Below are 21,643 nucleotides of genomic sequence, written 5' to 3' on the forward strand. Positions count from 1 at the left end.
TACCGCCTAAATTATTAGGCGGAATAGTTATTTATTATTTTTTATCACAATGACTTGATATGGTTGAACAGTAATATTTTCCTGAACGTCATCTCCTGTATTGACATTGATCCATTTCCCGTGCGGGACTTTCACATCTCGCTGCTCATTCATAAAATTCATCATAAATAAGTAGCGAGACTGTTCATCTTCACGAGTTGTCACTGACACACCGTAAGGGACATTTTCAATGGGTTTGCGAATACCGTGTAAATAAGCCAGCGCGGTATAGAATAATGCGTTGAATTCTGTCTCTGTGCGTGCCGCGATGTAGTAAGCACACCCTTTACCGATTTGGTTCTTGGTGATGACCGGGCAACCGGCAAAGAGATCCTCTCGGTAATAAGCCAGCGCTTGTGCCGTTTCCAAATGAATATGTTCCATTAAGTGCTTGGCTTTAAATTCACCACTGAAACCAAGACCGGAATGAGTTTCCACGGCAAACCAGACGTGTTCATGGTCATAGAGTGAGTCAATCTCTTCAGCCCAAATCCCCAGTGTGCGGCGCAGCGGGCTCCCTTCTCCACCGGGGAAACCGCCGAGGAAGCACAGATCATGCTCATCAACAATGCCACTCCAATACGTTGCGACCAGTGTACCGCCCTGCTCAACGAACGCTTCCAACCGCTGTGCGACACCCGGTTTAATCAGGTACAGCATCGGCGCGACAACGACCTTGTAAGGTGAAAAGTCACAGAGCTGCTCGATAATGTCGCAGCTAATCCCCTGCTGCCAAAAACCGCGGTAATGATCACACACAGTTTGTTCATAGTGCATGCCTTCATTGCGAGGACCTGAAGCATCATCGATTGCCCAACGGTTTTCCCAGTCAAAAATAATCGCGACTTCGGCCTGCGTACCCGTTCCCGCCACAGCATTAATCTGTTGCAGATACTCGCCGACGGCGGTCACTTCCCGGCTGGTTCGCGTATTCGCATGACCAACATGGTCAATCACCGCGCCATGAAACTTCTCCACCGAACCGCGGCTTTTGCGCCACTGGAAGTACTGCACAGAATCAGAGCCATGTGCCACTGCTTGTAAGGAAGAAAGCAGGTGAACACCATCTTTTTTGAGTTTCGTGATGGGCTGCCAGTTGGTTTGGCTTGGGGTCGATTCCATCAGTAAAAACGGCTGGTTTTTCAGGGTACGCATCAAGTCATGGTACATCCCGGTATAACACGCGAGCGCCACTTCATCGCTGTCACGGTGCCACAGCGGATAGCTGTCCCAAGACACAACATCAATTGACTTCGCCAACTCCCAATAGTTGTAGTCGTAAAAGTACTCCATCAAGTTTGCTGTCGTCGGCAGATCGGGATTGATCGATTTCAGCGGTGCAATTTCATGCGCACAGAAGTTCGCGACGCGATCGGTACAGAAACGTTTCCAATCCAGCTTCAGCGCGTGGATGGAGTTCTCCCCAATCGGAGATGGCGATTCAATTTGTTCCCAACTGGTATAAGTGTGGCTCCAGAATGTGCTCCACCACAGCTTATTCAGATTATCCAGAGAACCGTATTTGTTCTTCAGCCACTCACGAAACTCTGCCTGACAGTAATGACAGTGACAATCGCCACCATATTCATTGGAGACATGCCAGCCAATTACCGCCGGGTGTTGGCTGTAACGTTCAGCCAGTTTGGTGTTGATGATTGTCACCTTCTCGCGGTAATTCGGCGAGCTGTAACAATGGTTATGCCGTTCTCCGTGCAGCTGTTTCACCCGTGCGCTGTTGACTCGCAGTACATCCGGGTATCGTGCAGACAGCCACGCCGGGCGAGCTCCACTTGGCGTCGCCAGAAACACCGAAATCCCATTGTCTGCCAGGTTATTAAGAACGTTATCCAGCCATTCAAACTGAAACTGACCTTCCACCGGCTCAAGGGTAGACCAGCTAAATATCCCGACAGACATCACGTTACATTGCATCTGCTTCATCAGTTCAATATCTTTGGCAAGAACATCCGGCCGATCTAACCATTGTTCAGGGTTGTAATCTGCGCCGTGAAGTAAGCCTTTTATCTTGGGAATGATGTGTTTTTTATGATTCATTATTGACCTTTAAATACTTTCAATGACGGTAAGGCATTGCCTTTAAAATCAAACAGCGCCTGGTTTTCCCATGAGCTACCCATGTCCCCTTTGTCGCCACTATAGTTCATGCCGGCTTTCGTTGACCAAGTGGCACCATCGATCGGTAACCATGCCGGCTCCCAGTAATAGATTCCCAAGCCTTGTTGATCGGGTAGTTCATTCAGCAGTGTCATGATGTCCGCCAGATATTGCGCCTGACCAGCGACTGAAACGCTGTACCCCTCAATAGGGCCTGCCTCGGAATAGCTGTTACTGAGTGAGTCACCATTTTTCGTGGTAAACGGGAAAGCAGTTTCCACCAAGACGATTGGCTTGTGATAACGACGGATCACATCGTTCATATTGGCTTTGACTTTATCGATCGGGCCATGCCACCACGGGTAGTAAGACATGCCAATCACATCAAAATCGACACCGCGCTTGGTGATTTCATCAAACCACCAGCGGAACAGACCGTTGTCACCCGCTTCAGCAAGGTGCAACATGATTTTGATATCTTTACCGCTGTCATTGTCATGCACCGCCCGAATGCCAGCTTTTAAGAGACGTGACAGACGATCGAACTCCTTGCCATCTTGCCCCCAACTCTTACCATCCGGCCAGAGCATCCCACTGTTCAGTTCGTTCCCGACCTGAACCATATCCGGAACGACACCGGCAGATTTGAGAGCTTTCATCACGTGTGCGGTGTAGTTGTAGACTTTCTGGGTGAGGTTCTCAAATGTCAGTTGCTGCCACGCTTTTGGCTTTTGTTGTTTCTTCGGATCCGCCCAAAAATCGCTGTAATGGATATCAAGCAGGAATGACATGCCATTCTGTTGTGCGCGCTGACCAAGCTCAATGGCCCGCGCTAATGTACTATTACCGCCACCAAACACTTCACCACTGGCCGACATCGGATCGACCCACAAACGGGCACGGATAGAATTGACCCCATTCTCTTTTAATATTTTGACCAGATCTTTTTCATGACCATTTTGGTAATATTTCCCGCCTAACTTTTCTATTTCCGGCAACATGGAAATATCCATCCCACGGATAAAATCGGTTCTGAGCTGTGGCGAGGTTATAACAACATTACCTGAGTCAGTATTTATCTCTGCACCACGATGATTCGATGAATGGACGGACTGACAGCCAGACAAAGCCACTGCCGCACTCATCAGTGCAACCTTAAATTTTCGATTCATATCTTTCTCTCTCGTATTAGCCCTTGGTACTTTAGCCCTTGGTACTGCCGGCGGTTAAGCCAGATACAAAGTATTTTTGTAGGGACAGATAAAGCAGTGCGACAGGTATTGAAATCAGCACAGCACCTGCTGCATATGTGGTATAACTTGCACCCATTTTTTCCACGACCAAATTATATAAGCCGATAGGCAAGGTATAATTTTCAGGCGTTCTTAAAATCGTTGTCGCGAGAATAAAATCCCCTAATGGTCCCGTGAAAGAAAATAATGCGACGACGGCAATAATTGGTTTTGAAATGGGTAATATAATTTCCAGAAAAATACGAATATGACTGGCACCATCCATTTTGGCCGATTCATCCAAATCCCTCGGTATCGCGTCCAGATAGCCTTTCATTAAATAAGTGTTCATCGGGATCATCCCTCCGACATAAACCAGTACTAATGCAAGGTGGCTATTAATCAGGCCCAACATCTGTGCCAGTACAAAGATCGCAATTAAAGCCGAGAATTGCGGGATCATCTGCAACAGCAGAAACAACATCAGACCATTTTTTCTGCCCTTAAAGCGAAATCGCGAGAAAGCATAGGAGGTGCATGACACACAGATCAGCGTCAGTACCATGGTCAAAAAGCTGATTTTCAAACTATTCCAGAACCAAGTCAGATAGGCGACTTTGTCATTGGCAAACAAAATTGCATAGTGACTTAGAGTCGGATTATCCGGGAAAATAGATTCCCCCATGATACTGTTGCCCGGATAGAATGATGCGCCAACCGTCCAGACTAATGGGTAAATAATGATCACCGCTACCAACAGGATCAGACCGTAACTCAATGTCAGTCGAATGCGATTGCTACGTTTAATACTCATGGTTTCATACTCATCATCTGGTTATCTCGCCTCTTCTTTGAATGACTTGGTCATCCGGAATTGCCAAAGGGCAATGCCCACCACGAAAATCGACAGCAATAAGGTAATTGCAGATGCAATGCCGTATTGCGATGAAGACATCGTCAGTTTGTAGATCCATGACACTAAAATGTCCGTGCCGCCCGCGTTACTGCCAATGACAGCGGGACCACCATTGTTAAACAGATAAATAATATTGAAGTTGTTGAAGTTAAATGTGTATTGAGTAATCAAAATTGGCGCGATTGAGTAAAGTACCAACGGTAGCGTGATGGTTCTTAACTGTTGAAACTTGCTTGCACCGTCCATCGTCGCCGCTTCATACAGATCATTTGGAATCGCTTGTAGAACTCCGGTTGTCATGGCAAATACAAACGGGAAACCGAGCCAGGTTTGAATCATGATCAGCGCAACCTTGGTCCAGAACGGGTCTGTCAGCCAAGCTTTCGGTTCAATACCAAAGCAGTCGAGAATCACGTTGTTAATCACACCAAAACTGTCGTTAAACATCCCGGTAAAAATAAGGATGGTGACAAAACCGGGTACCGCCCAAGGCAGAATAAAGATAGTCCGGATCAATGGCTTAAATTTCAGGTCTTTCTGGTTGACCAAAATCGCCAACAGCACGCCGACAGTACATTGCAATGTGGATGCAACTAACGTCCAGACGACCGTCCACTGCAATACATCGATAAAGGTGTTGCGCCACAAGTTAATTTGGAAAATGTTAAAGAAGTTCTTTAACCCAACCCAGTCAACCAGTTTTGCCGGTGGTGAGTTGTATAAGTTGTAGTTGGTAAAGCCAATGGCGAAACCAAAGATAATCGGAAACACCACCACAAACACCAAGAGGATAAAACCGGGACTTATCATCAGATAAGGAAAGCCGGCATTGATTACATTGCGGTACTGAACGCGTAATGAGTTCAGCGGGCGACCTTCATCAAACAATTGACCGTTTTTGTATGCATCATGAATACTCAGTGCATAAACCACTAAACCAAATACAACCACAAGCGAGGCGATAATCCCTTCTGCAAGCAGGAAAACCGAGTTGTCTTCAGGCAGGTTTTCGCCCAGTGTGACAAGCCCCCACATTCCGTGAGAAATAAAATCACTGGTTACGGCATAAAAACTCGTGAGCAAGATAAAAAACATCATGCCTTTTACAAACTGTCGGTTATAGAACTGGCCAAAGCCAGGTATGAACGCCAGTAAGGAGGCCGTCAATCGGTGGGATCGATAGCGTCCCGAGTCATGCTTAAAATGTTCACTCATGTCAGGTATCACTTACAAACTCCGTTTCGAAAAACATCTGGAGAAAATTTCTGGCATCTGTCAGCTCAAATCAAAAACAGGTATTAGAGTCAACAACTGCTTTTGCCAGAAAATATCTTTAAATTATTGGCCCATCATGGCGTGGTTCGCTTCGATTTGCATATGGATGCTTTCTACCGCAGAGTCGAGTGCACTTTTCGCATCTTGTTTATTGGTCGCAATCAATTGCAGTGCGCTGTTCGCCGGCCCCCATACTTCATTCATTTCCGGAATGGAAGGCATAGACGTAGCGTGCATGGATTGCATCGCAACTGCACTGGCACCCGGATCATTTTTGATCACCGGATCGTTCACCAGTTTTTTCACCGCCGGTACTTCACCCGTCAGCTCAAAGCGGTGCTTGGCATTATCATAGTTATTGACGAACGTAATAAACTCTTGCGCTAATGGTTTGTTTTTCGAGAAAGTGGAAATGCTATAACTCTTCACCCCCATAAATGAACCCATTTGCTTACCGGATGGCAATTTTGGCAGAGGTGCGACACCGTAATTGATTCCCGCTTCTTTATACGGCTGCAGCGCCCAAGGACCGGTTTGAACAATCGCTGCTTTGCCCGACGTAAATAGTGAATCAATCGCATTCAGGCCGTTATTACCAATAATACCGGTTGGAAATACTTTAGAGGTGTAGAACTTTTGAATAAATTTCGCGCCTTCTATCGCCCCGGGAGTGTTGAGTAATATTTTATCAGGGTCGTAAGAGCCGTCGGCTTTTTTACCGAAAACGTCACCACCCATACCATTTAAAATGCCATAGGTGTAATAAAGCTCATCCCATTTTGCCAGCAAACCGTATTTATTTTCCTCACGAAACTTCTTCGATAATTCAAATATTTCATCCAACGTTTCAGGAAGTTCAGAAATAAGATCTTTGTTGTAAACCATAAATACGGTTTCAACCGATTTTGGTAAGCCATAGAGGACACCGTTGTAAGTCAATGCATCAATCGAAGATTGACTAAATGTGTCGATAACCGATTTATCGACCTGAACCGGAGCAAGTAAACCTTGGATAACCGCCCCACCAATCTGATCATGAGGAATTAAGACCACGTCGGGACCGGTGCCCGCCGGGCCGTCCATACGCAGAGATTCAATCTGACCGCCGTATGGCATTTCAAGCACTTTCACTTTTACATCGTGCTGTTTTTCAAATGCTGCAACCGCGTCTTCATTACCAAAAGACTTTTGAATATCTTCCCAGACTAATAAGGATTGCTGCGCCAACACCATTGGTGAACAAAGTAGAGCAGTCACTGCAAGCGCAGCTATTTTTTTACTAAATTTATTATTATCCATAAAATTTCACGCCTTCGTTTTTGGTAAAAAATAAAATTTATGGTGCAAATATGCTCTCTTGTGTTATTTTTTCCATACAAGCAATTCATTCGCGTGATATAAGTCACTTTAGCAAGTGGTTATTGTGATAAAACAAGCAATTAAAAATAAAATTTACTAAATAAAAGACGAATTAGATCACACACTTTTTATTTATTATCATTAATGAGGAACTTAAAATGTCTTCGATTCAATTATCCAATGTCGTAAAACGTTTTGACGATACCCAAACCATTCACAACGTAAACTTGTCGATAGAAGAAGGTGAATTTGTCGTGTTTGTCGGTCCTTCAGGCTGTGGAAAATCGACGCTGTTGCGCATGATTGCCGGTCTGGAAGAGATCAGTGACGGGGCTATCTCGATTGCAGGAAATGTCGTCAACGACACGCCGCCATCAGAACGAGGCGTCGCAATGGTATTCCAATCATATGCGCTCTACCCGCATATGACGGTTGCTGAAAATATGGGGTACTCGTTAAAAGTCAACAAAGTGCCAAAAGAACAGCTTGATAAAAAAGTGCGCTTGGTCAGCAAAGCATTGCAGTTGGAACAGTTGCTCGATCGTAAGCCCGCCCAACTTTCAGGGGGGCAGCGTCAGCGCGTTGCCATCGGCCGGGCAATCGTCAGAGATCCGCAAGTCTTTTTGTTTGATGAGCCGCTATCAAACCTTGATGCAGAACTACGGGTAGACATGCGTCTGCATATTGCAAAGTTACACCAAGAGCTCAAGTCAACCATGGTTTACGTCACGCACGATCAAGTCGAAGCCATGACACTTGCTGATAAAATCGTCGTGCTTCGTGATGGAAAAGTTGAGCAAGTGGGGTCACCAATGGATCTGTACCATCACCCGATTAACAGATTTGTTGCCGGATTTATCGGCTCGCCTAAAATGAACTTTCTTCCTTGTACCGTTGAAAGCTGGGATGAAAGCAGCTTAACCGTGAGTCTCAATGTTGGCCGTTCAATCACCCTACCGATAAAAACAGCGCAAATTGAAACCGGTAAAGAGCTCACATTAGGGATCAGGCCTGAACATCTCACGACAAATCCGGATATCATCACGCTGGCATTCCAGTGTGAAGTAGTCGAGAGACTGGGTGGCATGACGTACATCTTTGGCCAATGTGGCGGTGTGGATGACTTCAAGTACCTTCACCATGGGGATACACAAATACAGCCGGGTGAGTCAATTTCGTTATTTACATCACCTTCCCATTTACACATTTTTGAACCCGATGGAAACGTCATTCAATTTGATTCTGTACAATCAACGCATTAACGCCTTCGTGCCAAAGTGCATTCAGAATACGCTTTGGCATGATAGGATCGTTCGATAAAAATAATATAGGGTAATCTTTTGGCTACACTTAAAGACATTGCACAAAGAGCTAACATTTCTACTTCCACTATTTCGCGCTTTCTTAACGAAGACCCGACTTTATCTGTCAGTGAAGATAAAAAGCGGGCTATTTTAGAGGCCGTAGAGTCACTGGGTTATCAATCCCCTAAACGGAGTAAAAAACAGTTTGTTCATCATGAAGTCACCAAAACGAATGAGCCGGTTGGCGCACGTAATGTTGTGATGTTGAACTTTTTAACCCCCACACAAGAAATCGACGATCCGTATTTCACATCTATTCGTGCCGGTATTCAAAATCGTTGCTTAGAAAAAGGCATTGATTTAAAAACACTCCATTTAGATCAAGTCGATACCAATCTAAAGCTGATCGAAAATGCCCCGACCCTCATTGCGGTCGGACATTTCTCCAAACAGGTTGTCGATACTTTGTATCAAGCGAACAAAAATATTATTTTTGTTGATTCTAACCCCTTGGGTAGCAAAACAGATGCCGTCTTAATAGACAGGTTAGCGTTATCCAATGAAGTCATGCAGAATATATTAAACAACCGCTGCAAACGTCCTGCTTTTATCGGCAACAATGAGGAACGCTTGCATGTTTTCCGTAAAGTGACCAAAGAAAACGGCTTGTATCACGAGGCATTATGTAAAGTCAGTAAAGAATATTGCATCGAATCCGGATACCAAGCGATGAAAGAAATGCTACAACTCGATGAACTTCCCGATGTGGTTTACGCTGCGACAGATATGGTCGCCGTCGGTGTTTATCGCGCGATTTATGAGTGTGGGTTAACCATTCCGGGAGACATACAAGTCATCGGAACCAATGATATTTCGTCAGCCCGACACATGAGTCCAAGCCTGACCACCATGAGACTGTTTCCATTTGAAATGGGAGAAGTAGCAATCGATATGTTCATTGAAAAAATAGCAGGCAGAAAGTATAAAAAAACAGTTTTATTCGGTCACGAATTTATATGGCGGGACAGTTTTAAAATTAAATAGATTCGAGTTGGTGTCGATTTTAAATAACACGATAGAGAACGAATGGATGCCGTTAATTTTACAAGGATCATCTTCACAATTATCTCAGTAAATTTACTGAGATAATTTACCCACAATCACAACCCCATAAATATTTGATTAAAATAGCTCATGATAGATTTATAAATCACATTAATATTAAGATTCGTTGCTATTCTATTCCTGACGTCATAAATGTGACGATAACGTGAATAAATAACAATGGTGAAATGATGAACAATACCTTGAAAATACTCGCTATCTTCGGCTCACTTGCCACATCGAGCTATTCTCATGCCTTGATTAAAGGTGCAGATATTAGTTGGATAACGCAAATGGAAGATAGTGGCTACGAGTTCTATAACGATTGGGGCTATCGACAAGATGTTCTTTCAATATTACGCGACCATGGCATGAACGCTATCCGTTTACGGGTTTGGGTTAACCCCAGCGATGGGTATTACAATTCACTTGAAGACGTGATCACTAAAGCCAAATGGGCGAAGGCCGCCAATATGGACGTGATGATTGATTTCCACTATAGCGATACGTGGGCAGATCCGGGCAATCAATGGAAACCTGCTGCATGGGCACAACTCAGCTTTGATGATTTAATGGCGAAAGTCTGGTCTTACACCCACGACTCACTCAATACGCTAAAAGCGGCCGGTATTACGCCGAAATGGATTCAAGTCGGAAATGAAACCAATAACGGCATGCTATGGAATGACGGCATGGCATCAAGCAACATGCGTAATTATGCATGGTTGTTTAATAGCGGACGCAACGCTGCGAAAGAAGTCTTCCCCAATGCAAAAGTCATTGTTCACTTAGCGAATTGCCATGACAACGCCAATTTTCGCTGGATACTGGATGGCTTACAGGCTAATAGTGCTTGGTGGGATGTGATTGGCGCATCGTCTTACCCTAAAAATGCAACGGGCATGAGTTGGCAAGAAGCAAACCGCCGCTGTCTCAATAATCTTAATGATATGGTCAAGCGCTACGGGACTGAAGTGATGATCACGGAAATCGGTGTGCCTTGGGATGATCCTGAATCGAAAACGATTGTTGCAGACATGATCCACAAAGTCCGGCAAGTCAATCAAAATAAAGGGATTGGGATTTTCTACTGGGAGCCACAGGCATATAGTTGGCAAGGCTATACCTTGGGTGCGTGGAATCCAGATACGCGCCGTCCTACTCAGGCTCTGGATGCTTTCCTTGAATAACTCACAGCGGATTATTTTCCAAGCCTCGCTATGATTAGAGGGCATCATCAAAAGAACCAACATAGTCAGGGTTTGAATTAATAATTGTTTCTATAAAGTAATAAATACTGACTGCGCAGTGACCCGGCCTAAGATAGGTTGACAGTTTTTAGGCCAGCTCCGGTAGCTGGCCTTTTCTATTATGCACCTGATTCGGTGCACAAAAGTGCCTGTCCCTGTAAAGACAAACAGGAACGTCTGTCCCCGTAATCAATCACGTAATCAAAGCATCTTCGTAAACAACCCTGTCCCCGCAAGAATAGATTCTTCCTATTGAATGAATAGCTACAAGTGATTTTATTTTGTGTCGCGGTAGTGCGAATATATTTTCCGAAGGCAAGATATTGCAAAGCTAACCAACTGAAAGGAAAGTAAAAGATTATGATCAATACAAAAATCAAACCATTTAGTGCAACCGCTTATAAAAACGGTGAATTTGTTGAAGTCACAGAAAAAAGTGTCGAAGGCAAATGGGCAGTATTTTTCTTCTATCCAGCAGATTTTACATTTGTTTGCCCGACGGAATTAGGTGATCTTGCCGATCATTATGCTGAACTTCAAGAGCGTGGCGTTGAAGTATTCTCCGTTTCAACTGACACACACTTCACTCACAAAGCATGGCACGACAGCTCTGACACCATCGGCAAAATCCAATATTACATGGTTGGCGACCAGACCGGTAACATCACTAACAACTTCGGTGTGATGCGTGAAGGTCAGGGTCTTGCAGACCGCGCAACATTCCTTATCGATCCTGAAGGTGTCATTCAGGCAATGGAAATCACTGCTGAAGGCATTGGCCGTGATGCTGAAGATCTAATGAGAAAAGTAAAAGCAGCTCAATATGTTGCAGCTCACCCAGGTGAAGTTTGCCCGGCAAAATGGAAAGAAGGTGAAGAAACACTGGCACCTTCACTAGATCTTGTCGGCAAAATCTAAGGATTTTCTGATTTGAGAGCGGGCTGGATGTACCAAACGACCAACGCATCCGGCTTGCTCTCCCCATCTTCCAATTATCTAGAGTGGTCACTCTCTTTATCTAAAGACGTTTTTATCTAAAGACAAGGTGTAATCAAACATGCTAGACCAAGCGATCAAACAACAATTAAAACAGTATCTCACAAACTTAAAAGAAGATGTCCGCTTAGTGGTCAGTCTAGATGAAAGTAAAGCATCTCAAGAAATTCTTTCTCTGGCTGAAGAAATCGCAACATTAAGCGACCATGTCTCGGTGGTTCATGATAATGCAGCCAGTGAGCGTAAACCGGTTATGGCAGTGACCAATCCGGAAAAAGGCACACAATTGCGTTTTGCCGGGGTGCCGATGGGACACGAGTTCACCTCATTAGTTTTAGCGCTGCTCCACTCAGGCGGCCATCCGATGAAACTCGAAGACGAAACCATCGCGCAGATTGCCAACCTACATAAAAAACTGGATGTGGAGATCTTTATTTCGCTCTCGTGCCAGAACTGCCCTGATGTCGTTCAGGCTTTCAACATGATGGCAGCGATCAATCCGGACATCCGAGTCACCATGATTGATGGTGCCCTGTTCCAAGATGAAGTCAAACAACGTGATATTCTGGCGGTGCCAAGTGTGTTCGTAAATGGCGAATTATTCGGGCAAGGTCGGATGTCACTGGCAGAAATTTTGACCAAACTTGATGATGGTGCCGCCGAAAGAGCAGCCGCCAGTCTGAATGAAAAAGATCCATACGATGTTTTGGTCGTTGGTGGCGGACCGGCCGGTGGTGCAGCAGCAGTTTATGCAGCCCGTAAAGGCATCCGGACCGGAATCGTTGCCAAACGCCTCGGTGGTCAAGTCATGGATACGATGGCGATAGAAAACTTCATCTCGGTCAAAAGAACCGAAGGGCCTAAACTGGCAGCCGATCTGGGTGAACATCTGAAAGAATATGATGTAGATGTCATTACCGATCAGCAAGCAGACCGACTGATGGGCGCTGCCTATACCGAAGATGGTTATATTCACGTCAATCTTGAAAGCGGTGCAACACTCAAGAGTAAAAGTGTCATTCTCAGCCCGGGTGCACGCTGGAGAGAAATGAATGTCCCCGGAGAACATGAATACCGTAATAGAGGTGTTGCTTACTGCCCACACTGTGACGGCCCCCTGTTTAAAGGCAAGAAAACAGCGGTTATCGGCGGCGGCAACTCCGGTATTGAAGCTGCCATTGATTTGGCCGGGATCGTCGAACACGTTACGGTCCTTGAATTTGCCGATGTGCTGCGTGCAGACCAGGTGCTGATTGATAAAGCAAACTCTCTGCCGAATATTAATATCATCACCATGGCACAGACGACCGAAGTCATCGGGGATGGTAAACGGGTCACCGGTATTAAATATAAAGATCGCCATACCGATGAGGTTCATACCCTACTGTTGTCCGGCATTTTTGTGCAGATTGGCTTAGTTCCCAATACCGAGTGGTTGAAAGATTCAGATGTGACACTTTCACCAAGAGGCGAAATCGAAATCGGTAGTCGGGGCGATACCAGTATGTCGGGTGTATTTGCTGCCGGAGATGCGACGACTGTCCCTTATAAACAGATCATTATCGCCATGGGCGAAGGAGCGAAAGCTAGTTTAGGTGCATTCGATTACCTGATTCGTCATCAGGGCTGATATCCGTCAGCGAGTGTCGCGTTCATAACCGACAGTCACTCACAACCGTTATTCCTCATAACATAACGCAAAACGGGCGCTGAAAATCAGTGCCCGTTTTTCATGGTTACCTCAAACAGCTCCTTCTGTTGTCTGTCCCCTCAACTCCCTCACTAGTGTCTGTCCCTTTAATTTTTCCCTTCAATTGTCTGTCCTTCCAATGATTCCAATACAGACCGAAAAATATGCCAGTTATGCCTTTTGTGCCTGAATTGTCTATAGTTGCGTATAAATAAGTCATATACTGCATAAGGAAAGTTCAACCATGCTTAGATATCTCTTGATAGTATTTGTGATGATTGGTGCTATCAGTTGCAGTGGTGGAGACTGGCGTACTGCAAGCCGAGAGCCCGCAGGCATCGCGCCAAAACCGGAGCAAGAAAAAGATGCAGTGATTGAAGTATATGCCGCAGATGCATTCGGCTGGCGCGGCTGGTTTGCCGTGCACACCTGGATTGCCCTGAAACCGAAAAATGCTCCTGAATATACGGTTTACGAGGTGATCGGCTGGCGACTCAAGCAAGGACGCCCGGTTCTGACTCAGTATCAGACCAAGCACCCGGATCGCTACTGGTATGGTTCCAAACCAGAAAAAGTGTTGTCACTCCAAGGCGCGAAAGCGAGTCAATTGATTCCTGAAATTACGGCAGCTATTAAATATTATCCGTGGGCAGATGAATACAACCTCTTCCCGGGGCCAAACAGTAATACATTTCCGGCATGGGTTGGCTTACAGGTACCGGCACTGGGATTGAAAATGCCTTTCCGAGCCATCGGTAGCGGCTACGCAAATTAGCCGGATTCCGGTCACCTGCAGATTTTTGCCCGGTATTCTCGTTGATGTGTTCGACGCTTGATGAACACAGTTGACAGAGCATCCATATGCTCATCGGTCCTATTCACACTTGTGCACACTGTTGAAATGAAATAGCATACGTAAAAACAGAATAATAGTGTGATTATTGTCTATTTCATGAATAATTTCAGATAGATATTATCACGTTGGTGAATTATCCAGTGAATTGATAGATTTGGTTTCGTTCATTTCAATTAAAAATCATCACCGATACTCATCTCAAAATACAACCAAAATACAAGCATACCTTGATTGATTCCGTCATACTGAATCATTGAAAGTAATGAGAAGTGCATCAGGACGATCACACTGTTTATGAGCTGGATATCAAAAGCTCTGATGATCAGAAATCGGTTATCAGAAACAATGGAGAGTCATCATGGTGAATATTATGATCGATGGATCAACTTACACAGTCGATCCGAATCAAACACTGCTTAGTGCGGCAAGAACCTGTGGGATTCCCCTGCCTTCACTCTGTGATACCGATAATGCCGGCGGTATTCATCAACATTGTGAACTTTGTGAAGTTGACATTCGCGGTACAGGTATCGTCCCCGCTTGTCAGGAAATGCCCGTCGAAGGTATGGTGATCACCACAACATCCAGTCACCTCTCGGAACGCAGAAAAAAACATCTTCAGGACATCCTTTCTCAACCGAATATCATCTGTAGTGAACCACCCTGTCAAACTGCCTGCCCTGCCCATGTCGATATTCAGCAATATTTGGCACTCATAGCACAGGGGCACTATCAGCAAGCGATTGCCGTTATCAAGAAAACGCTACCAATGCCGCTGTCGATTGGTCGGGTATGCCCTGCTTTCTGTGAATCCGGATGTCAGCGCAAACAATTGGATGAACCACTGGCAATCCGTCAGTTAAAACGCCATGCAGCCGATCATGATCTGGCTGCGTTTCAGTCTTATCTGCCGGAAAAAAAAGCAGAAAAACATAAAAAAGTGGCGATTGTCGGGGCCGGACCGGGAGGACTCAGTTGTGGCTATTTCCTCACCAATGAAGGTTATGATGTCACCATACTGGAGGCCATGCCCCAAGCGGGTGGATGGCTTCGCTATGGCATTCCCGAATACCGGCTGCCCAAAGCAATTCTTGACCAGGAAATTGAATTGATGTGTCGTCATGGCATGACCATTAAGACCAATCAGCGACTCGGCAAGGATTTCCGGCTCTCGGCACTGAGCGACAGTTATGATGCAGTTTGTCTGGCAATCGGTGCATCGCAAGCCAGCGGTATGGCATACCCCGGCAGTGATCTCGACGGCTGCTATCTCGGTGTCGATTTCCTGAAAGATCACATGCTTGATCAACAATGCACCGTCGGTCAGAACGTGGCGGTTATCGGTGGCGGCAATACCGCCATTGACTGTGCCCGAACCGCGCTACGTCTCGGGGCACAGGCCACGATCATTTACCGTCGCTCTCGAGAAGAGATGCCGGCAGAAGATTATGAAATCGAAGAAGCAGAACATGAAGGGGTCCAATTTTATTTTCTGACCAACCCCGTCGAGAATATCGCTGATCAAAATAGCCGGGTCTGTCAGATCAAACTAGAAAAGATGGCCTTAGGCGAACCAGACGCCTCCGGGCGCAGACGCCCTCAACCGACGGGTGAGTTCATCACGGAATCCTTTGATACCGTGATTTCAGCGATTTCACAGCAAACGGATGTCAGTTTCCTCGCTGATGACAATATCACGCTCCCGCTCAACCGGTATCAGACCATTGATGTGAATGAAGACAATATGTTCTCCGGCTCACGCAATATTTTTGCCATCGGCGATTTTCGCCGGGGTCCGGCAACGGCTGTCGAAGCTGTTGCCGATGGCCGTAAAGCGGCATACGGCATTGACAGTTTTCTTGGTGGCGATATGGAAAAACTGTATACCGAATCCTTCCGGGAAAGAAATGTCACCAGAAGTCATCTGATCCGGCCGGAACATCTTGAAAAACTCAAAGGCGAACTCCGCTCAATCGTTCATGGTGAAACACAAGAACAACTTGATCAGGCACTGACACAGGCAATGCAGCACATCCTGAGAGCTAAAATGCCGGAACTGACATTAGCAGAACGCCGGCATAACTTTAAAGAAGTCGAAACAGGCTTCACGGATCAGGTTGCGATGAACGAAGCCCGTCGCTGTTTAAGCTGTGGTTGTCCGGATGGGAATGACTGTAAACTCCGCCACTATGCGACGGATTATCATGTCGATAAGTCTGTACTGCCACATTCAGATTGTGCTTAAGTTATAAAAGTTCTTCGGTGAACCAATAGCACTTCAGTGAACAAAATAGCACAGGGGCAGATATATCTGCCCCTGTTTGGTTTTAATGAATGAACATCGCTCGGGGTCATTTAATGACGATCATTGATGAATAAAGGTTCACTTTGCGTCGGAATCAACACCACAGCGACAGCTTTTGACGTCGGTGTATCGCTCCAGTCCCCTTTACTTTCCAGAGGGATCAACGCATTAGCTTCGGGGAAGTAGGCGGCAACATTCCCCTGAGGGATTTGATAAGGCACGACCTTAAAATGATAAATTTTCCGCTGGACATCATCGGTCCAGATCGTTTCGACATCAACTCGCTCTTCCGGCTTTAAACCCAGTAACTCAATGTCTTTCGGATTCATGAAAATAACCTGACGCTCTCCCCGAATCCCCCGGTAACGATCATCATACCCATAAACCGTGGTATTGTACTGATCGTGTGAACGCATCGTCTGAAGCATAAAAACCGGCTTATCCGTCATACTCTGCGGATCAAACGATAATATATGTTCCGGTAGCTCATTTGCAGCCATCACCGCTTTCCCCGACGCAGTTTTCCAGTTCAGCTCTCTGGCACTATTCCCCAAGTAAAACCCACCCGGTATATCGAGGCGTTGATTGAAGTTTTCAAAACCGGGAATGGTTTGCTCAATCAAATCACGGATACGATCATAGTTATCCGCCAGAGATTGCCAGTCGATCGGGTTATCCGCCCCAAGTGTCGCTTTAGCGATACCAACCACAATCGCCACTTCAGAATGAATCGACTCCTCACTCATATCGACCCGTCCCGATGAAGCATGAACCATTGAGAATGAATCCTCGACCGTGACCCGCTGTTCACCACTGGCCTGCATATCAATATCGGTACGCCCCAGACATGGCAAAATCAACGACGCTTTACCCGGATTGACATGACTCCGGTTCAGCTTCGTCGCAATATGGACAGTCAGTTCACATTGACGCATCGCTTCTGCTACCCGGGCCGTATCCGGTGCTGCCGCAACCAGATTTCCTCCCAAACCGATAAAGACTTTACTGTCACCACGCGCCATTGCTTGTAATGCATGATGGACATTATGACCGTGCGCTTGCGGCGGACGGAATCCGAATACTTTTTCGATATTATTGAGCAACGCTTGTGACGGGTGGTCATTGATACCCACCGTTCGATCGCCCTGCACATTCGAATGACCACGGATGGGACACAATCCCGCTCCCGGTTTGCCAATTTGGCCGAACAACAATTGTAAATTGACAAGCTCTTCGATGATTGCAACCGAGTGTTTGTGCTGTGTAATACCCATCGCCCAAGTCACAATCCGTCTTTCCGCATGAAGATAAATATCGGCCACCTGCACGATTTCATCCTGAGTCAGGCCTGATTGCTGAGTAATAGCCGACCAAGAGGTTGCTTCAACCTGTTCGAGGTATACGGATAGTCCCTCTGTATGCTGTTCTATAAACGCTAAATCAAACACCGACTCGCCCCGTTGTACCGCTGCCTGATGATATCCCAGCAGCACTTTAACGATGCCGCGGACGGCAGCCATATCGCCCCCCAGTTTCGGCATGAAATAGTGGCTGGTTGTCGGTGTCGAACTGTTACTGATCATTTCAAATGAGTGTTGCGGATTGGTAAAGCGCTCCAACCCTCGCTCTTTCAGATTGTTGAAAGCAACAACTTTGGCGCCGCGCCGATAGGCATCACTCAATGTTTCGAGCATCCGGGGATGGTTGGTGCCCGGGTTTTGTCCGAATAAGAAAATCGCATCCGCATGTTCAAAGTCATCGATGGTGATCGTGCCTTTGCCGATACCAATACTTTTTCCCAGCGCATAACTGGTTGCTTCATGACACATATTGGAACAATCAGGGAAATTATTGGTGCCGAAGCGACGGACAAATAACTGATAAACAAAAGCGGCCTCATTGCTGGCCCGTCCAGAAGTATAAAATTCAGCCTGATTGGGGTCATCAAGCAAATTCAGGTAACTGGCAATCATCTCGTAGGCATCTTCCCAACGGATCGGCTCGTAGTGATCCGTTTCCGGGTTATAACTCATCGGCTCATTGAGACGCCCCTGATATTCGAGAAAATAATCCGTCTGCTTATTCAACCAGTCTACAGAATATTGCGCAAAAAATTCCCTCCCGACCCGGCGAGAAGTCGCTTCCCAGTTCACGGCTTTCGCGCCGTTTTCACAAAAACGAAAACGTCCCGGAACACCTTTCTCTCCCCAGGCACACCCCGGACAGTCAAAACCGTGATTTTGATTTGTACGCAATAAGTTGGATATATTTTTCGCTACATTCTCACTTTTAAACAAATGCTGAGTCGTCGCCTTTAAAGCTCCCCACCCACCGGCAGAACCTGAATATTTTTTATAACTCATTTGCTTCTCTTCTTATTCTTGATGTTCAGAAAACATCCGCCAATGCAATGCCCATCATACGAATAATGTATTCGTATCGGGTCACTCAATCAGGCATCTTTCTCCTCACGCCAGCCCCTAACACCAGCAGTTAAACTAGATAGAAACATGCATATACATTTTCTTATAACGGCCCAACGAATACGCACAAAAAACGTCCAAATGATACCCCGCTCAAAAGCTTCCAAATGACTAAAAATGCCAGATGTCATCTTAGTTTCACCGAAAACGATGCGGGTATTTGTTAGGAAGCTGAACTGATGTGAAAAGAAAGAAACCTGATTTGAATGCATCAAAAATACTCCCTAGCAATGACTAGGGTCAATAAACAGCGGTTCATCACCACAGTCACCCGAATACTCGTTTTGCTATATTCAATGCTATTTATTGAATATTGACTGATATTTTATGTGATTTAACAGCAAGGTTACTGATAAAGCCAAAATTAAAATCATATTTTTCATTAATGAAACATTTTGCTTAACATTGGAATGTATGGTTGTTTTTAATTCATAAATAATATACATATATATGCATATTATTTTATTGGCGGGTGTAAAATTCGGATGACCGAACCTTATATTCGTGTCATTTTAACTTACATGCGTGACGCAAACATTGTCGGTATTTGGTTGTGTTCAATTGATAATTCGTATGGCCATGAAATTATTGGTCAATCTACATAATTTTATGGTTCTACCCCACAACTGAGTGATTTTTTGATATATTAGTCGTTTAAATTTTACGAAATGAATGATGAAAAAACTTATATCTGAATGCCTGTATTTTTTGAGTTCATATTTTGGGCCAATCTTTAAAATTTTCGGGCCATTTGTACTGATAACCACCTTCCTTGGTCCTTGGCTTAAGGCATCATTCAGTTCATCCAATGATATCTGGGTCTACTTTTTATATCTTGCTCTGTTTAGTTTCTTACAAACTTATCTTATGGCACGATTTATCAAATTCATGGCTTTTATAGCCTCAGGGAAGCAAACCGAACGATCAGTTTCGTGGAAAACTTGGTTCAGGTTATTCGTTGTATATCTCATTTACGGTATAGCAATAATGTTAGGCTTTATCGCTCTAATCATTCCCGGGATATACATTGCTGCCCGATATGCATTTGCAGACTTTGAAACTGTCTTAAATAATAGGTCTCCGATTTCTGCTTTAAATGAAAGTTGGCAGGATACCAAAGATATTGTCGGAAAGTTGATGATTGTTACCGCCTTGATGAGTGGAATTCAAGTGTTGCTTGGATACGGATTCGGTTATATCGGAACACTTTCCCCGACACTGAAAATACTGACAACGCTCTTAAATGATCTACTTTCTCCATGCACAATTATATTTATGTCTATCGTATATTTCAGGCTTTACGTTACAAACTCCGACTCGAATAATGAAACAAAACCCAGTTGATGAAACCATGGTTTTATAACGAAGATCTATTCTCAATGCTTTGTCAGTCCCCGACTAAATCAGCAATGACTCAAAACGGTCTATAGAACACTTTCGCCTATCATAGATGCATATGACTATTTCAGAACATATGTAATAACCGACCGCAAGTGCATGACATTCTCCGCATTTTTGTCGCTTACTAATAATATTTAGTTGATAAGTCAGACGACTATCGCCATTTTATTCCGTACATCTGGCGAGAAGTCTCGCGAACATTGTCCATAAATAAATATAATTAGGCCATGGATGTTTTATCAAGATCACTTACAAACTGTCTCCCTTCCAAACAATGATTCTGTCGAACCATCGGCAATCGTTGACTCACTGGTCGCTGAGCACGAATATACGCACGAAAGAGGAAGCCGAAATCAAAACAGCTCAGGTGACACTCGCATACCAAGAAAAGTCAATACAATTTGTTGGCATATTGAACGAAATACTATACAAAGCATTTTAGAAGATGTAGCACGTACAACACATTTAATTGGCGTTGGGGTGAACAACGCTTAACGTTTTTGTACTGCAGTCGGCACCTTTAACATGTTAAGCTGTAAGGGAAGTTATGTATAAAAAATTAAGCATTATTTTATTGTCCGCACTGATTACTGCATGTTCCGGCGGAACAATTGGTGGCTTGTTACCTGCACCCAAAATCGTGCATGGAAAACTGGAGGGCTTAACCTATACCTCACCGCAAGGCGACTTAACCATCACAGCCCCCGTCACAGAAGATCATGGAGAATGGACCTACACGCAAGTGAAAGAACATTCTGAAAATACCCCTGATCGAAAAGATACTTTCGTTGGATTTAAAACGCCTTACGATAGCCATTTTTACTCTGCTGAAGTGGTAAGCTATAAACATGACCAAGCGCTCACTGACAAGCAGTTTTTGCAAGTCAAAGAGCACAACTTAAATCGCATCATAAGCGCGACAGAAGAGCGTTGGGGAAGCAAAGTTGAGCAACTCAATGAAACCAGTATTCATTGTGCAAACAATCAATCCTTCACCTATACAATATTGAAACAGAAAGTCACATCCTACGAGCTTAATTTCGTAAAATACTATTTAGTTTCTCAATCGTATCGAGGGAATAGCACTGCGATTGTGACAAGCGAACTGAATTTCGATTTAAGAAACACACGTCTCCCCGAAGACGATATAAAAAACGCAAAGTATGCAAAGCATCGAGAATTTACATGTTCTTTAGAATACGGTGCCTCTGCTATCTAAAACGTCACAAAAGGATGCCGCTTGCACTGATTCATAAAGCGGCAACTTTCTTTCTCTCCGAATAGATAAAGCTCTCATCAAAACCGAGTTCGTGCTAGA

General features: G+C 44.9%; 16 protein-coding genes. 9 read left to right on the plus strand and 7 right to left on the minus strand.

What is annotated here, in order from left to right:
* Positions 1-27: 27 nt before the first annotated feature.
* From VRK_RS13080 to VRK_RS13100, 5 genes are all read right to left on the minus strand, one after another.
* Positions 28-2,094 carry a beta-galactosidase gene (locus VRK_RS13080; RefSeq protein WP_059121776.1) on the minus strand — a complete coding sequence of 689 codons (2,067 nt, stop codon included), beginning with the start codon at positions 2,092-2,094 and terminating at the stop codon, positions 28-30.
* A complete protein-coding gene (locus tag VRK_RS13085) occupies positions 2,094-3,326 on the minus strand; it encodes a glycoside hydrolase family 53 protein (protein ID WP_059121777.1) in 1,233 nt (410 codons plus the stop codon). The genes VRK_RS13080 and VRK_RS13085 overlap by 1 nt, the downstream gene beginning before the upstream one ends.
* Before the next feature lie 31 nt (positions 3,327-3,357).
* Positions 3,358-4,200: a sugar ABC transporter permease gene (locus tag VRK_RS13090; RefSeq protein WP_059121778.1), complete on the minus strand. Its 843-nt coding sequence runs from the start codon at positions 4,198-4,200 to the stop codon at positions 3,358-3,360.
* A 21-nt stretch (positions 4,201-4,221) separates the two neighbouring features.
* Positions 4,222-5,517 carry a carbohydrate ABC transporter permease gene (locus tag VRK_RS13095; RefSeq protein ID WP_059121779.1) on the minus strand — a complete coding sequence of 432 codons (1,296 nt, stop codon included), beginning with the start codon at positions 5,515-5,517 and terminating at the stop codon, positions 4,222-4,224.
* A gap of 123 nt (positions 5,518-5,640) precedes the next feature.
* Positions 5,641-6,876 (minus strand): extracellular solute-binding protein, encoded by a 1,236-nt coding sequence (locus VRK_RS13100; RefSeq protein ID WP_059121780.1) that lies wholly within the window; start codon positions 6,874-6,876, stop codon positions 5,641-5,643.
* Positions 6,877-7,094: 218 nt separating this feature from the next.
* On the opposite strand from VRK_RS13100, the gene VRK_RS13105 reads away from it, so the two are divergent.
* The 7 genes from VRK_RS13105 (at position 7,095) to VRK_RS13140 (ending at position 16,381) form a co-directional block, all read left to right on the plus strand.
* Positions 7,095-8,198, plus strand: a complete 1,104-nt coding sequence (locus tag VRK_RS13105) for an ABC transporter ATP-binding protein (RefSeq protein WP_059121781.1) — start codon at positions 7,095-7,097, stop codon at positions 8,196-8,198.
* 78 nt (positions 8,199-8,276) lie between these two features.
* Complete coding sequence (locus VRK_RS13110; RefSeq protein ID WP_059121782.1) at positions 8,277-9,284, plus strand: LacI family DNA-binding transcriptional regulator; 1,008 nt, start codon at positions 8,277-8,279, stop codon at positions 9,282-9,284.
* A 248-nt stretch (positions 9,285-9,532) separates the two neighbouring features.
* The gene (locus tag VRK_RS13115) at positions 9,533-10,534 is read left to right on the plus strand and encodes a glycoside hydrolase family 53 protein (protein WP_059121783.1); all 1,002 of its coding nucleotides are present in this window, start codon (positions 9,533-9,535) and stop codon (positions 10,532-10,534) included.
* A 420-nt stretch (positions 10,535-10,954) separates the two neighbouring features.
* Positions 10,955-11,512, plus strand: a complete 558-nt coding sequence (ahpC, locus tag VRK_RS13120) for an alkyl hydroperoxide reductase subunit C (protein WP_059121784.1) — start codon at positions 10,955-10,957, stop codon at positions 11,510-11,512.
* Positions 11,513-11,651: 139 nt separating this feature from the next.
* Complete coding sequence (gene ahpF / locus VRK_RS13125; protein ID WP_059121785.1) at positions 11,652-13,220, plus strand: alkyl hydroperoxide reductase subunit F; 1,569 nt, start codon at positions 11,652-11,654, stop codon at positions 13,218-13,220.
* Between the two features lie 304 nt (positions 13,221-13,524).
* Positions 13,525-14,055, plus strand: coding sequence for a DUF3750 domain-containing protein (locus VRK_RS13135; RefSeq protein ID WP_059121787.1), 531 nt, complete (start codon positions 13,525-13,527; stop codon positions 14,053-14,055).
* 439 nt (positions 14,056-14,494) lie between these two features.
* Positions 14,495-16,381: an FAD-dependent oxidoreductase gene (locus tag VRK_RS13140; protein ID WP_059121788.1), complete on the plus strand. Its 1,887-nt coding sequence runs from the start codon at positions 14,495-14,497 to the stop codon at positions 16,379-16,381.
* 110 nt (positions 16,382-16,491) lie between these two features.
* Here the strand turns inward: VRK_RS13140 and VRK_RS13145 are convergent, their stop codons facing one another.
* Both VRK_RS13145 and VRK_RS13150 read right to left on the minus strand, forming a co-directional pair.
* Complete coding sequence (locus VRK_RS13145) at positions 16,492-18,804, minus strand: FdhF/YdeP family oxidoreductase (RefSeq protein WP_059121789.1); 2,313 nt, start codon at positions 18,802-18,804, stop codon at positions 16,492-16,494.
* Between the two features lie 89 nt (positions 18,805-18,893).
* Positions 18,894-19,136 (minus strand): hypothetical protein, encoded by a 243-nt coding sequence (locus VRK_RS13150; RefSeq protein ID WP_059121790.1) that lies wholly within the window; start codon positions 19,134-19,136, stop codon positions 18,894-18,896.
* A 775-nt stretch (positions 19,137-19,911) separates the two neighbouring features.
* Between VRK_RS13150 and VRK_RS21445 the strand changes: the two genes are divergently transcribed.
* Both VRK_RS21445 and VRK_RS13160 read left to right on the plus strand, forming a co-directional pair.
* A complete protein-coding gene (locus VRK_RS21445; RefSeq protein WP_231735774.1) occupies positions 19,912-20,268 on the plus strand; it encodes a hypothetical protein in 357 nt (118 codons plus the stop codon).
* A gap of 604 nt (positions 20,269-20,872) precedes the next feature.
* Positions 20,873-21,544, plus strand: coding sequence for a hypothetical protein (locus VRK_RS13160; protein WP_059121792.1), 672 nt, complete (start codon positions 20,873-20,875; stop codon positions 21,542-21,544).
* Positions 21,545-21,643 lie beyond the last annotated feature (99 nt).

It is taken from the genome of Vibrio sp. MEBiC08052 (genome assembly GCF_001506075.1).
In the GTDB taxonomy this organism is placed as follows: domain Bacteria; phylum Pseudomonadota; class Gammaproteobacteria; order Enterobacterales; family Vibrionaceae; genus Vibrio.